Consider the following 14,167-nt stretch of genomic DNA (forward strand, 5'->3'; position numbering starts at 1 on the left):
CTATAAAAAGGATATTAAATTGCAAATGTAGCTCAGTTGGTAGAGCATCCCGAAGCCTTTCGGGAGGGTCGCGAGTTCGAATCTCGTCTTTCGCTCCAATAGAAACTCCCTCCTCAAAGAGGGAATTTTTGTTTGAATTGAATACTCCACGCTCGGATGGTGGAACTGGTAGACACGCAGGACTTAAAATCCTGTTCGCCCTAAAGCGAGTGCGGGTTCGATTCCCGCTCCGAGTACAAATAACCGCTTTTAGATCATTCTAAAGCGGTTATTTTATTTATACATACGGTATAACATAAAATACAGCTTTTATTAAAGTACATTCCCCTTTAATCTGAAAAAAATGATGGACGTTTGGATATTCTTCCCGCCGCCATTTTAAAAAACATCGTTTCAAGCGATTAAACGCAATAAAACTTCTAAATCCTCAATAAAATGTTTGGAAATTTGTATCTTTAAGAGTACAAAAAGCGGATGAGTTAGTTTTATTACTTACTTGTCCGCTTTTTTCTTGCTCATAACTCCTTGACAATCGTCTTATTAAGTCAAAGAATTCATTAACTTTAGTAGTTCGATACCCCCTCTATATCTCTATCATACTGTACTTGAGTTGGAAACAGTAGATTTTGCAGCTTTCGCTTAGTTAGATACATATTCTGTAATTTTATGTTGGAATTTAAAGAAAGTTGTATCTTATAATTTGTTTTTCAAAAAAACATTAAACAGGTTCTTGCTTTTTTGAGAAATTAAAGATCGATTTTTAGAACCCACCTAAATCACCAGAGATTAAAAAATCCCCATAAAAGATGGCTCAACGGAAATTAAATCGACTTTTAAATTAAGAAAAATGAGAAAATTATCTTTATTACTGATCGGACTTATAATGTTCTCGATGTTAGTATTAACATCTTGTAAAAAAGGTGGTCATTCAGCACCCCAAACGGATACTTCAAACAAATATTCTATTTTAAAAGATTACATGGTTGCCAATAACTTTGATCTGGAAAAGATACTAGGGGGAACTGGAATGCCTTCACCATCTTTTGTTGTTAGTGCGCCAACTTCCCAAACGGGAGTTGATGCTTTCTTAGCAACATATTATATCATGGATATCAGACTACCTGCAGATTATAATGCTGGAAAATTAACAGGTGCAATTAATGTTGAATTTAAAAACATTTTAACTGCTGGAGCAACTGCAACAAAACCAATACTAGTAGTATGTTATTCAGGTAATGAGTCTGCTTACGCTACTGCTTTATTGCGTATGTACGGAAAACGAGATGCTGTAGCTCTTAGATGGGGTATGTCTGGTTGGAATTCAACCTATGCTAATCATCCAAATGGTTGGAATAACAGAACAGCTAATATTATTGACTTTGATAAAAATCATTTCTGGAGCGTTCCTAATTCACCAGCTCCTGCTACAGAGATTTTCCTTCCTCCTAACGTAGTTCTACCCGCTACTGCTGGTGAAGCTATTTTTAAAGCAAGAATAGAAGCAGTCGTTGCCGAAGGATTTAAAGGTGTTTCTGCAAGTACAGTGCGAAACTCTCCAAGAGACTATTTTATAAACGCATACTTGAGTAATACAGATTACTTAGCATTTGGTCACATTTTGATCGCTCAGAGAATTCAACCGTTTAATTTAGCTGGTACGCTTACCGGTAATTTAACTAATTTAAATATACATTCTTCTTTCCGAGTAGCTGTTTATTGCCATACAGGTCAAACTTCAGGTGTTGTAACTGCTTGGTTAAGAGTTTTAGGTTACGATTCATATTCTTTAACTTATGGAATGAATGCTTTATGGCATACTAACCCAGCTTGGGGAACAAGTGTTAATAAATGGACTACAGCACATCCAATTGGTTTAAATTAATCGTTCCTTAATTAATAATAAAGAAACTTACTTTAGTGAGTTATGTTTGGTCAAGCTGTTGTAAAATCAACCTAACAACACTTCGGTAACAGATATTTATGTAATGAGAAAATATTTTATCTATTTACGGATAATAATGTTTATAACAATTTTATCCTCTTGTAAAAAACCTAACCTGGTTCCTAACCCGGTTCCTAAAGAACTTCCCCCAATCACGGTTAATAGTGATTGTAAAGGGGGAAATGGTTTTTTTTGCATTTCAAATATAGAGTTCAAGACTGTAGATTATAATATTTCTGATAAAAGAGGGTGGGCATATGCGTATGGTGCTGTTGCAGTTTCTTCAGGGAAAATTTTCTTTGCGGGTGGACATGATGAAGGGAACTCGCTGCACAACTCAACTATGGACGAAGTGAAAATTTATACACCTTTGACTGGATCACAGGATTTGTTTGACTTGAGTGTAGCCAGAAGCCATCTTTCGGGTATAAGTGTAGGAAACACGGTGCTATTTGCCGGCGGTAATTCCAGCCGGGGGGCTTATCCGTTATATTCAGACAATACATCATTAGAATATTTTGAAGATGTTGATATATTTAGTTCAACCACACCAATAACTTACCAAAAGGCAAAACTAAGCCAGCCAAGAGCTTACATGGCCGCCGTGAGTTGCAATAATAAGGCCTGGTTTATAGGTGGGAGAAACGCTTCAAATGCAGGTATTCAGCTTAATAGTACAATCCAGTATTCGGATAGAATCGATATTTTCGATCCATCTGCTAATGTATGGAGCCAGTTAACATTGCCCAGACCAAGGGCTTATGCGGGTGCTGTGGCTGTTGGCAATAAAATTTATATAGGCGGAGGCAAAAATGATACGGGCAATTTAACTATTGTTGACGTCTATGATGTTAGTTCACAACGATGGACAACATTAACTGCCCCAAACGAGCACCCCTACGCTTCTGTTTGCCTTTTAAACGATCAAATCTTTATTGCTGGTGGTGATGGGAAACTTAATAAATCGGTAGATATCTACGACACACAATCGGGAACCTGGAGATACGCTAATTTAAGTGACAGCCGGTTTGATATGGCAGTTAGCGTTGCAAACAATAAAATTGTTTATTTAGGTGGAAATTATTCCGGTGCTATAGACGTTTATAATGATGTAACCCATATCTGGTCGAGAAGTACTATAGTTGTTTTATCACGGTTTACTGATGCGCTCATTACAGGAATGGCATCCGCTACACTTAATAATCGTTTCTATATATCAGGATATCTTTCGAACCAGGGTAATGCACAAATTCTCGGAATGACAACTATTGACCTTTAAGAAACTTTTTAAAAATGATGTGGCCTGATTCGCTGCCGGTTCAATAAGTTGTACCTCTAAATATGTTCACAGGGACTGAAGAGGATTAATTTCACTGTAAATTGTCATTTAAAGAAAGATAGGAATTCTTGCGGTAATTTTTCTCTGTCCGAGAAAAATGAAACAACCCCGTTGGTTAAGAATCACTTAAATCTAACCATAAAAGTAAGGACCTGCTTTTAGGCTCGACTAAATACTATTTAATAATTCTACTTTAGTTACTAATGTAGAAAATGGTATAACCAAGGGTATAATGACTTAATCTCCGCTTACTCAGAAAATTGTCTTACGAAGCTCTAAACCCTCACTTATTATTATAGGTGCTGTTAGTATCCGTAACTTACAAGGGAAAATAAAACTCAAACCGCAAGGCAGGCCAAAGATTTAATGACCTCACAAGTATAATGGACGACCTATCACTTTCCGGCAAATAAAATATACCAGCGTCAATCGTGATACCGTTTTGATTATTCCTAAATAAGATGTCTTTTCCCCCGGTTAGATTTAGTGTAAACTGCTGCGAAGACACGGCAGAAGGAAAGAAAGTAGTGCCTTGCCGAAAAAACCAGGTTTTTTGATTTGACCTTTCATCGTTTTTCCCTATATATAATCGGTGTTCCAGGCTGATCGCTGGCCATACCCCTCCGGCAGTGGGACCTGCTCCCGCATTCAAACCGAACTGGCTGGAATTCGCTAGTCTATAGGTCAGGCCTGCATGTAAAAGTTCAGGACCTGAAAGCCCTACCACAAATCTTGTTTTACTTATTGTCTCTTGCTGCGCATAGACAGATAAATTCAAAAATAAGATTGGAATTATAACTATTAAATTTTTCATAATAACTAATGTTTATAACCACTAATATATACTGATGAAAACAATCTTCCTAACTCAACAGTCTAAAAATCCTACCAAAGATCCTACTTCGCTACAAACATGAACTCACAAAATATTCTTTACCCCTTCGTTCTTTTTTACTACTTGCAGCAAATGCCGGAGCCCAAAGCCCATCTGTAAAAGAGATACAATACCTTTCTGGTTATTTGTTTTCGTGACAATTCCTTTTCCATTCTTCATTGTTTAACGTTCATCTGACCGACGATTCTCTAACAATTAGTAAAGGCTCGAGTACGATTTTATCAGGCTCTCCTTCATATGGATTTGCGGTATTGCGCATTTTGAAAAATAGCTTCGACGCTACTTCTCCCATTTCAACGGTCTTCTGATTAATGGTGGTTAAACTTGGAGAAATATGCTCACTAAACCCCTCGTTAGAAAAACCAACCACTCCTACATCTTCTGGGATTCGAAATTTTTGAGCTTTCAATGCTTTTATCGCTCCCAATGCGGTGAAATCTTCAACAGCAACAACAGCATCCGGACGTGATTTAAGCTGTAATAATTTTTCCATGCATTCATATCCCGATTTAATGGTGTTTTTGCCATATATTATCAAGTCTTCTTCAATATCTAAATTATATTTTCTTAACGCGTCCACATATCCGCGTAAGCGCTCATTAAAAATAGAGATGTGTTTTAGGCCGGAGATATAGGCAACACGTTTATAGCCATTAAGAATAAGGTGTTCCGCTGCAATAAAACCTCCTTTATAATTATCTATTGTAACAGTTGGGACCGGAATATTTTCATTAACAGTGTCAAACAATACAAGCGGGATATTGCGTTTTTTAACGTCCAGGTAATGTTGAAAATTAATAGTTTGCTTTCCCATCGTAGCAATGATTCCGTCGACGCTTGACTGAATAAACGTATCAATTCCTTTAATTTCGTTTTCGGGGAGTTCATGTGATTGATATAATAAAATGCTATAACCATTTTGGTTAATGATATTTTCCATGCCAAATACAATCGAGCCAAAAAAGCTCTTATCTGCACTTGGAATAATGACTCCTATAATTTTGGTTTGACCGGACCGGAGCGAAGAGGCAATTTTATTAGGCCTGTAATTTAGCCTTGCGGCCACTTCCTCAACCCGTTGTTTAGTGATAACACTGATGCCAGGATGGCCGCTTAAAGCTTTGGAAACCCCTGAAATAGTTAAGTTTAGTTCGTCCGCAATATCCCGGAGCCTGGGTCTTCTTGCCATTTTTTACAAAAGCATTAAATTATTTGAAAATTATAAATTAAAGATATACATTTATTCAAACGTTTGAATGACCTATTAAACAGTTATTAATTGGTTGAGGTCGTGCTGATCCATCGATGATTAAGATAATTTATGATAACTATTAACAAAACCCTTCAGGCTTCGGACCTGCAAGCAAAGCTAAAGCAATTTTGGGATCACTCCGGGCAAAAGATACGTGACTTAGAAAACAACTATGATGTCTCAAAAGGGTCACCTGTTTTTACTATCAAAGGCAAGTACACCACCCGTGGATGGACAGAGTGGACTCAGGGTTTTCAGTTTGGGTCTGCCATATTACAATTTGATGCCACAGGTGATCAGGAATTTTTAGAGATAGGTCGCAGGAACACATTGGCCGTAATGGCTCCACATATTAGTCATATAGGAGTACATGATCACGGATTTAATAATGTGAGCACATATGGCAATCTGTTACGGTTGATGAATGAAGGCAAGACGGAATTTAATGAGTGGGAGAAGAACTTTTATCAGTTGGCGCTTAAAATTTCGGGTGCCGTTCAAGCAAGTCGTTGGACAAGCATTAAAAATGGCGGATTTATTCATTCCTTTAACGGGCCTCATTCTTTATTTGTAGACACCATTCGGTCTTGCCGTGCTTTATTGGTTAGCCATCTTCTTGGCCATGTATTTCAAGCGGAAGGCGACATTAAGATTGATTTATTGGAACGAGCTTTTTCTCATATTAAGGCCACGGCCGAGTTTTCAGTATTTTATGGTGAAGGCCGCGATATGTATGACTTATGGGGTCGTACTGCTCACGAAAGTGTTTTTAATACAAAAGATGGAAACTTTCGCTGCCCCAACTCACAGCAAGGTTATACAGGCTTTAGCACCTGGACGCGTGGCTTGGCCTGGGCCATGTGTGGTTTTGCTGAAGAGCTGGAGTGTTTTGAAACGCTTACTGATTCTGAGCTTGATAAATTTGGCGGTCGTAAAGAGCTTGAAAGCTTGATGCTGAAAGCTGCAAAAGCAACCTGTGATTTTTATATTGAACATACGCCCCCTGATGGGATTCCTTATTGGGATACCGGAGCGCCGCAGCTCCATAACCTGGGCGATTACCTAAGCCGTCCTGCCGATCCATATAATGATTTTGAACCTGTGGATAGTTCAGCCGCTGCAATTGGAGCACAAGGCTTGCTTCGCCTTGGGAAATATTTAATAAGCAAAGGACTTAAAGAACCGGGAGAGCGATATTGGCAAGCCGGTTTAACCGTATTGAATACTTTATTTGATGAACCATACCTGAGTACTAATTCTGACCACCAGGGCTTGATATTACATTCTATTTATCACCGGCCAAACGGGTGGGATTACATTCCGGAAGGAAGCAAAATACCTAATGGCGAATCGAGTATGTGGGGAGATTATCATGCCCGCGAAGTAGCGCTATATCTGCAGCGAATAATAAATGATGAATCGTATTTAACATTTTTTAGAAGTTTAAAATGAGTGCAAAGCTGCTAAAAGATCTATCCCAATTATGTATACATACCATTACCACTAAACCGTGGAATATAGAGCAAGCTGCAAAGAATTTTTCTGAAGCGGGAGTAGGCGGTATTACGGTGTGGAGAGATGCTCTAAATGGAAGAGATATAAAGCAAACGGGACAATTATTACGCGATTATAACCTCCGGATTGTATCATTGTGCAGGGGAGGGTTCTTTCCACATATCTCAAATGCTGGTCGACAAGAAGCCATCGACGACAATCGTAAAGCTATAGATGAGGCAGAAGCTTTAGGTGCTCCCCTGATAGTTTTAGTTTGTGGCGCGGTGCCGGGACAGCCTTTGGATGAATCGCGTAAGCAAATAAGGGACGGTATTGCCGCTGTGCTGCCTTATGCCGAGGCAGCAGGTGTAAAGTTGGCTATTGAACCTCTACATCCTATGTATGCAGATAGCCGCTCGGCAATTAATACGCTCGGCCAGGCAAATGAACTGGCTGAAGAACTTGATTCCCCATGGATTGGCATTGCTGTCGATGTATACCACTTATGGTGGGATCCCAATCTGAAGCAGGAAATTAAACGTGCCGGCCAAAACAATAATTTTTCGGCTTTTCATATTTGCGATTGGAAAACGCCGACGCTGGACTTGCTGAACGACCGGGGCTTAATGGGAGAAGGATGTATTAATATTAAAGAAATTCGTGGCTGGGTTGAGGAAGCCGGTTTCAATGGATTTAACGAGGTGGAGATATTTTCAAACACCTATTGGAAAGAAGATCAAAAAGTTTTCTTAAAAAAAATCACTGAAGCATATTTGAATAATAGTTAAGAACAAAGATCAAAGACTCAAGATGAAAATACATAACATAGGGATCATTATGAACGGCGTTACCGGACGCATGGGCACGAATCAACACTTATTGAGATCGATAGCAGAAATTATCAGGCAAGGTGGAATCAAAGTAAGTTCTGACGAAATCATCATGCCTGATCCGATATTGGTAGGTCGTGATATCCATAAATTAGAGAAGTTAGGTCAGCTTTCGGGCGTTAAAAAAATGACCACGAATGTGGATGAAGCACTTGCCGACCCACATAACATCATTTATTTTGATTCCCAAACTACCGGCAGAAGGGCAGAAGGAGTTAGAAAAGCAGTGAAAGCAGGCAAGCATGTTTATTGTGAAAAACCCATTGCTATTGATACAAAAACTGCGCTTGAATTATATGAGCTTTGTAAAGCTGCCGGATTAAAAAACGGGGTGGTACAGGATAAACTATGGCTTCCGGGAATTATGAAACTGAAAAGACTCATTCAGAATGGTTTTTTCGGAGAAATACTTTCCGTCCGCGGGGAATTTGGTTACTGGGTTTTCGAGGGGCACTCCATCCCCGCACAAAGGCCTTCCTGGAATTACCGTAAGGAAGATGACGGTGGTATTATCGTGGATATGTTGTGTCACTGGCGTTATGTGCTTGACCATATTTTTGGAAAAGTAAAAGCTGTATCATGCCTGGGTGCAACCCATATTCCTGAGCGTATAGACGAACAAGGTAAACCTTATAAATGTACAGCAGATGATTCAGCCTATGCCACTTTGGAATTAGAAGGAGGTGTGATAGCACATTTTAATTCATCCTGGACAGTTCGCGTGCGGCGCGATGATTTGTTAACTCTACAGGTCGACGGAACAAAAGGCTCGGCGGTTGCAGGTTTGCGTGAGTGCTATATCCAGCATTATGGAAACACACCAAAACCGGTATGGAATCCTGATATTGAGCAACCTATTAAATTTTTTGAGGGCTGGTCCAAAGTGCCAGAGCAAGAAGTTTTCGAAAATGCGTTTAAGGTTCAGTGGGAACTATTTTTACGACATGTAGTAAAAGACGAACCATTCCCCTGGGATTTACGGGAAGGAGCAAAAGGAGTGCAATTAGCAGAAAAAGGCCTTGAGAGTTGGGAGAAAAGATGCTGGTTAGACATTCCGGATTTATAGGGGGCTATGAGATGTGAGATATGAGATAGTCAAAAGCTGAAAGCCAAAAGCTGAAAGCTGCCAAAGTTAAAGTAGCACAACAAAAATTAATTATAATCATTAGTATTTTTATCCGAATGCAAACAAAAAAAGTAGCATTTATAACCGGAGGAAGTCGTGGAATTGGCTATGGCATAGCCGTAGAATTAGCAAAGGCCGGCTTCGACCTTGCCATCAACGGAATCCGTTCGGAAGAAGCAGTAGAACCAGTAATTCAAGAGCTTAGGACCCTTGGAGCGCGGGTGGTGTATTGTCAGGGAGATATAGCTTCGAAAGAAGCCCGAAGCAAAATGCTGGAAAAAATTAAAACCCAATATGGGTGTTTGCACGTATTGGTAAATAATGCCGGCGTGGCGCCAAAAGAACGCAAGGATATTTTAGAAGCATCAGAGGAAAGTTTTGTTTATCTTATGACAACCAATCTTCAGGGGCCTTATTTTTTAACCCAGGCTGTAGCCAACTGGATGATAGCGCAGCAACAGGAAGAGAATTTTAAAGGATGTATCATCAATATTTCATCCATCTCAGCAACAACAGCATCCGTTAACCGGGGAGATTATTGTGTAGCAAAGGCCGGTTTAAGTATGGCAACTCTGCTTTTTGCATCCCGTTTAGGAGAGTTTAATATTCCGGTGTATGAAGTCAGGCCAGGTGTTATCCGTACCGATATGACTGCAGGTGTAACCGACAAATATGATAAATTAATAGGCGAAGGTTTATGCATTCAAAAGCGTTGGGGCGAGACTTCTGATGTAGCTAAAGCGGTAGTGGCACTATCTACGGGATATTTTCCTTATTCTACAGGACAAGTTATTATGGTGGATGGGGGACTAACGCTTTCGCGCTTATAAAATTGAATGAAAAAGAAATCAATTCAAATGAAACAGAAAGACATGAATACCAGCCCCACTGACGGAGCATTAGACGAAAATGTGGATTCAAAATACATTATTAAGCATCTATTACAAATTCCGGTACTAGTGGCGGCACTTGGCTACCTGGTCGACATGTATGACTTATTTCTATTTAGCGTAGTGCGGGTGCCAAGCTTATTGTCGCTGGGAACCTCACAGGAGCAGTTATTGGATGATGGAATTATTTTGCTGAATTTACAGATGGCAGGACTGTTAATCGGAGGTATCTTCTGGGGGATTTTGGGTGATAAAAGAGGACGTCTTTCGGTTCTGTTTGGCTCTATTTTAATTTACTCCCTGGCTAATATTGCCAACGGATTTGTAACTTCTTTTGAGCAATATGCCGTTTTAAGATTTATTGCAGGTGTTGGTCTGGCAGGGGAATTAGGTGCAGGTATTACGCTGGTTGCTGAAGTGCTTCCCAGAAAAATAAGAGGTTACGGTACCACTTTAGTGGCAACTATGGGAGTGTTAGGGGCTGTATTGGCCTATTTTGTGGCTGATCTTTTTGCCTGGCGCATTTCTTATTTCATTGGGGGTGGCTTGGGCTTATTATTACTTGTGCTACGGATGAGGGTATTTGAATCAGGAATTTTTGTAAAAATGAAGGATAAAAATGTACAGCGTGGTAATGTATTAATGCTTTTTAACAATAAGAAAAGGTTTCTTAAATATCTTAAGTGTATCCTGGTAGGTTTGCCAATCTGGTTTGTAGTTGGGATTTTAATTACCTTCTCTCCTGAATTTGGAAAGGCCCTTGGAATTACTGAACCGGTAAACGCCGGCAAGGCGGTCATGTTTGCCTTTACAGGACAAGTACTGGGCGATTTGGCAAGTGGGTTTCTAAGCCAATATTATCAAAGCAGAAGGAAGATCATTTTTGCATTTATGCTGATCTCTCTTGTTATGGCCGCTACTTATTTACTGTTTCCGACAAATGATATCGTGGTATTCTACGCTATTTGTACTCTCTTAGGTTTTGCTAATGGCTATTGGACTTTATTTGTGACTATAGCCGCCGAAATGTTTGGTACTAATCTCCGCGCCACGGTAGCTACGTCAGCACCAAATTTTGTACGGGGAGCGATTATACCCTTGACTGCACTTTTTGTTTATCTTAAACCGAGTTTAGGTGTTATTTACGCCGCGTCCGCAGTTGGTTTACTAACTTTTGTAATTGCACTAATTGCACTTAAATACTTAGAAGAGACGTTTAGTAAAGATCTTAATTATGTTGAGGAGAATTAAGTTATTTTCTCAGCTTAGCCTTAAGATGAATCGATTAATACACATATAGATTAATAGTACAATGATGAAGCTACTCCTAACCTTTTGTTTGTTAATAGGTGTGTTGCTGAACACATCTGCGCAGGTGTCAGAAAATATTAAAATTACAAATGATAATTATTTAAGAACAAATAGCATAGTCTATTTCAGGTTGAAGCCTAAAGGCGGCACAGGAAATATATACCTTTTGGATAAAAATAAGCAGAAGTACCCGGTTCAATTTTTGAAAGATGGGTTTGCCTGCACGATCATGAGTCTTCGTCCTGGAGAGGTTAAAAACTTTAAAGTTATCAAGCTACGAGAGGCAGGAGCCAAAGCGGAAATTTCGTTAACGGCAGCAGAAGCAAAGTTTACGTTAAATGGTAAACAGGTTATAGGTCTGCAAACCGGTAAAAAAGATCTACCGGCAGGAGTGGACTCTGTATTCCGCCGTGGAGGTTATATTTTCCCGATTCTCTCCCCCTCCGGCCTTTCAGTTGCAGACGATTATCCATTAAATCATAAACATCATCATGGAATCTGGGCTGCATGGACTAAAACGGAATTTGAGGGCCGACATCCGGATTTTTGGAACATGGGTAATAAAACCGGTACCGTCCTGTTTGAAGGGATTAAAAACACAGCGGCAGGAGCAGTTTTCGCTTCTTCAGAATCAAAAAATGCGTATTATGATAAATCAATAACCCCCAACAAGAAGGTACTGGATGAAGACTGGCAAATCAAAGTTTATAATTTAAAAGGTACTAACAAGCCTTATTATTTGTTTGACCTGGAACTCCGGCAGCGTCTTTCTACATCCTCACCCTTAAGACTTCCGGAGTATATATACGGGGGGATAGGCTTTAGAGGTAATGGAGAGTGGAACGGTAAAGACAATGCTTACTTTTTAACTTCTGAAGGTAAAGACAGAACCAATGGACACGCTACAACATCCAATTGGGTTCATATCAGCGGAAAGGTTACCGGAAAGCTTACAGGTATTACGATTTTATCCCATCCTGATAATTTTCGTTCGCCTCAACCCATGCGTATTCATCCTACCGAACCTTTCTTTTGCTATGCACCTCCTCAAGCCGGTGGTTTTGAGATTACACCGGGCAAAGAGTATGTAGCACGATATCGCTTTATAGTTTATGACGGTGAACCTGATCGGAAATTCATTAAAAGTATGTGGGATGATTATGCTCATCCATTGATAAGCAAATAATTATAACAGGCTTATTGTGTTGTCTTTAATATAATTAACGGTAACAAGACGATCATTTTAACTTTGATCTTCGAGACTAATTAATAGTTATCAATGACTTATTTAAAATTATTAGTTGTCCTTTGTATTTCCCAGTTCATGGTGTTAAGTGTCGGGGCACAAACGTCTACCGATTATCCAAGGGATAAGAAAACAATTGACGAGGGAAAGGCCTTATTTCTCCAGAATTGCAGTTCTTGTCACAATTTTACTCAACGGGGCATTGGACCAAATTTAGCCGGAGTAACCAATCAGGTATCTAAACCCTGGCTTGTTCACTTTATTCGAAATTCACAAGAAGTTATTGAGGATGGGGACGTCAGAGCTAAAAAATTATTTGAAGAGTATAAGGTTCCAATGCCTTCCTTCAATGCTTTTTCAGATGATGAAATTGTATCCATATTGGCTTATGTGAATACGTTTCAAACAAAAGCTGAAACGGTTTCAACTAAAGAATTCGGGCCTGTTCTTAGCGATCCAATTCCCGGAAAGATAAAAAAAGCTGGCTTGACACTTGAACTTGAAGAAGTAACAACTGCAAGCCCCAGTGCGGATAAAATACCTCTAGCCAGAATTAATCAAATGGGGGTTTTACCCGGCAAAAAGGAACGCACGTTTATCGAAGACCTTAGAGGTAAGTTGTATGAATTAAAGGGAAAGCAGTTGAGCGAGGTCATGGATATCAGTAAACAAAGGCCCGCCTTTATCTCTTCACACGGACATGCAACAGGGTTTGGAAGTTATGCATTCCATCCTACCTTTAAAAAAACCGGCTTGTTTTATACCACACATACCGAAAGGCCGCGTTCTGCTCCTGCAGATTTTTCGTACGCTAATTCTATTCCTGTTGCACACCAATGGGTTCTTACCGAATGGAAGATTAATAATCCAAGATCCGGAACATTTGCCGGAGAAAGCAGAGAGTTATGGCGAATTGATATGCCAACGCAAATCCATGGTGTACAGGAAATTACCTTTAATCCGCTCTCTAAGTCCAAAGATCTGGATTATGGTTTGCTGTATATCGGAATTGGTGATGGAGGATCGGCAGAAAATGGATTCGCTTTTTTGTGTAATACTAACACTCAAATATGGAGTTCAGTTATGCGAATAGATCCCCTTGGAAATAACAGTAAAAACGGGAAATATGGAATCCCGTCCATTAATCCTTTTTCAAATGACAGTGACGAGAAAACGCTGGTGGAGATATTTGCCCGCGGGTTTCGCAATCCAAATAGAATGTCGTGGACAGCCGATGGAAAGATGTTGATCTCAGATATCGGGCTTAACAACATTGAAGAACTAAACATGGGGAGGGCAGGGGTTGATTATGGCTGGCCAGCAAGAGAAGGAACATTTTTATTGAATTACAGGGGAAAAATGAATAAAGTTTACGCCTTACCGGCAGATGAATCCAACTTTAACTTCGTTCCACCGGTTGCCCAATATGATCACGACGAGGGGAATGCAATTTCAGCAGGATATGCTTACGAAGGAAATATTGGACTATTGAAGAACAAATACATTTTTGGCGACATAGTAAGTGGGAGAGTATTTTACGTGAATACTAATGAACTTGAATTAGGCAAGCAAGCCACAATTTTAGAGTTTGATCTATCTTTTAACGGAGTTCCGTCTACATTTCGAAAAATTACGGCCAATAGTAAGACTGACCTCCGCTTCGGTTTAGGAGCAAATAAGCAGTACTACCTTTTTACAAAAACCGATGGAAAAATATGGAAAGTGATAGGAAGCAAGTGATTCCTTCAATTAGAAAATTAGCTTCGCCTTGAGTTCTTTTGA

General features: G+C 39.6%; 12 protein-coding genes and 1 tRNA gene. 10 read left to right on the plus strand and 3 right to left on the minus strand.

Going from position 1 to position 14,167, the window contains the following annotated elements; genetic code table 11:
• Positions 1-150 precede the first annotated feature (150 nt).
• The 3 genes from WKF69_RS04255 to WKF69_RS04265 all read left to right on the plus strand — a co-directional run bounded on the left by WKF69_RS04255 (position 151) and on the right by WKF69_RS04265 (position 3,221).
• Positions 151-236: transfer RNA gene (locus tag WKF69_RS04255), tRNA-Leu, on the plus strand.
• A 611-nt stretch (positions 237-847) separates the two neighbouring features.
• A complete protein-coding gene (locus WKF69_RS04260) occupies positions 848-1,882 on the plus strand; it encodes a rhodanese-like domain-containing protein (protein WP_340379755.1) in 1,035 nt (344 codons plus the stop codon).
• A 136-nt stretch (positions 1,883-2,018) separates the two neighbouring features.
• Complete coding sequence (locus WKF69_RS04265; RefSeq protein WP_340379758.1) at positions 2,019-3,221, plus strand: kelch repeat-containing protein; 1,203 nt, start codon at positions 2,019-2,021, stop codon at positions 3,219-3,221.
• Positions 3,222-3,600: 379 nt separating this feature from the next.
• Here the strand turns inward: WKF69_RS04265 and WKF69_RS04270 are convergent, their stop codons facing one another.
• From WKF69_RS04270 to WKF69_RS04280, 3 genes are all read right to left on the minus strand, one after another.
• Positions 3,601-4,095: a hypothetical protein gene (locus WKF69_RS04270; RefSeq protein ID WP_340379760.1), complete on the minus strand. Its 495-nt coding sequence runs from the start codon at positions 4,093-4,095 to the stop codon at positions 3,601-3,603.
• A gap of 105 nt (positions 4,096-4,200) precedes the next feature.
• A complete protein-coding gene (locus WKF69_RS04275; protein WP_340379762.1) occupies positions 4,201-4,335 on the minus strand; it encodes a hypothetical protein in 135 nt (44 codons plus the stop codon).
• A 10-nt stretch (positions 4,336-4,345) separates the two neighbouring features.
• On the minus strand, positions 4,346-5,365 hold the full coding sequence (locus tag WKF69_RS04280; RefSeq protein WP_340379764.1) for a LacI family DNA-binding transcriptional regulator: 1,020 nt from the start codon (positions 5,363-5,365) through the stop codon (positions 4,346-4,348).
• A gap of 132 nt (positions 5,366-5,497) precedes the next feature.
• Between WKF69_RS04280 and WKF69_RS04285 the strand changes: the two genes are divergently transcribed.
• From WKF69_RS04285 to WKF69_RS04315, 7 genes are all read left to right on the plus strand, one after another.
• A complete protein-coding gene (locus WKF69_RS04285; RefSeq protein WP_340379766.1) occupies positions 5,498-6,880 on the plus strand; it encodes a hypothetical protein in 1,383 nt (460 codons plus the stop codon).
• Positions 6,877-7,710, plus strand: a complete 834-nt coding sequence (locus WKF69_RS04290) for a sugar phosphate isomerase/epimerase family protein (protein WP_340379768.1) — start codon at positions 6,877-6,879, stop codon at positions 7,708-7,710. The genes WKF69_RS04285 and WKF69_RS04290 overlap by 4 nt, the downstream gene beginning before the upstream one ends.
• 22 nt (positions 7,711-7,732) lie before the next feature.
• The gene (locus WKF69_RS04295; protein WP_340379770.1) at positions 7,733-8,878 is read left to right on the plus strand and encodes a Gfo/Idh/MocA family oxidoreductase; all 1,146 of its coding nucleotides are present in this window, start codon (positions 7,733-7,735) and stop codon (positions 8,876-8,878) included.
• A gap of 116 nt (positions 8,879-8,994) precedes the next feature.
• Positions 8,995-9,768 carry a 3-ketoacyl-ACP reductase gene (locus tag WKF69_RS04300; protein ID WP_340379772.1) on the plus strand — a complete coding sequence of 258 codons (774 nt, stop codon included), beginning with the start codon at positions 8,995-8,997 and terminating at the stop codon, positions 9,766-9,768.
• A 6-nt stretch (positions 9,769-9,774) separates the two neighbouring features.
• Complete coding sequence (locus WKF69_RS04305) at positions 9,775-11,079, plus strand: MFS transporter (protein ID WP_340379774.1); 1,305 nt, start codon at positions 9,775-9,777, stop codon at positions 11,077-11,079.
• 61 nt (positions 11,080-11,140) lie between these two features.
• Entirely contained in the window at positions 11,141-12,325 is a 1,185-nt protein-coding gene (locus WKF69_RS04310; protein WP_340379776.1) for a PmoA family protein, read from the plus strand.
• Positions 12,326-12,418: 93 nt separating this feature from the next.
• Positions 12,419-14,125 carry a PQQ-dependent sugar dehydrogenase gene (locus WKF69_RS04315; protein WP_340379778.1) on the plus strand — a complete coding sequence of 569 codons (1,707 nt, stop codon included), beginning with the start codon at positions 12,419-12,421 and terminating at the stop codon, positions 14,123-14,125.
• Positions 14,126-14,167: the final 42 nt, after the last annotated feature.

Source organism: Daejeonella sp. (assembly GCF_037719425.1).
Lineage (GTDB): Bacteria > Bacteroidota > Bacteroidia > Sphingobacteriales > Sphingobacteriaceae > Daejeonella.

What these genes read in the sequence shown, in the direction of transcription:
- WKF69_RS04260 (WP_340379755.1), top strand. Translation starts at nt 848, where the DNA reads ATGAGAAAATTATCTTTATTACTGATCGGACTTATAATGTTCTCGATG.
- WKF69_RS04265 (WP_340379758.1), top strand. Translation starts at nt 2,019, where the DNA reads ATGTTTATAACAATTTTATCCTCTTGTAAAAAACCTAACCTGGTTCCT.
- WKF69_RS04270 (WP_340379760.1), bottom strand. Translation starts at nt 4,095, where the DNA reads ATGAAAAATTTAATAGTTATAATTCCAATCTTATTTTTGAATTTATCT.
- WKF69_RS04275 (WP_340379762.1), bottom strand. Translation starts at nt 4,335, where the DNA reads ATGAAGAATGGAAAAGGAATTGTCACGAAAACAAATAACCAGAAAGGT.
- WKF69_RS04280 (WP_340379764.1), bottom strand. Translation starts at nt 5,365, where the DNA reads ATGGCAAGAAGACCCAGGCTCCGGGATATTGCGGACGAACTAAACTTA.
- WKF69_RS04285 (WP_340379766.1), top strand. Translation starts at nt 5,498, where the DNA reads ATGATAACTATTAACAAAACCCTTCAGGCTTCGGACCTGCAAGCAAAG.
- WKF69_RS04290 (WP_340379768.1), top strand. Translation starts at nt 6,877, where the DNA reads ATGAGTGCAAAGCTGCTAAAAGATCTATCCCAATTATGTATACATACC.
- WKF69_RS04295 (WP_340379770.1), top strand. Translation starts at nt 7,733, where the DNA reads ATGAAAATACATAACATAGGGATCATTATGAACGGCGTTACCGGACGC.
- WKF69_RS04300 (WP_340379772.1), top strand. Translation starts at nt 8,995, where the DNA reads ATGCAAACAAAAAAAGTAGCATTTATAACCGGAGGAAGTCGTGGAATT.
- WKF69_RS04305 (WP_340379774.1), top strand. Translation starts at nt 9,775, where the DNA reads ATGAAAAAGAAATCAATTCAAATGAAACAGAAAGACATGAATACCAGC.
- WKF69_RS04310 (WP_340379776.1), top strand. Translation starts at nt 11,141, where the DNA reads ATGATGAAGCTACTCCTAACCTTTTGTTTGTTAATAGGTGTGTTGCTG.
- WKF69_RS04315 (WP_340379778.1), top strand. Translation starts at nt 12,419, where the DNA reads ATGACTTATTTAAAATTATTAGTTGTCCTTTGTATTTCCCAGTTCATG.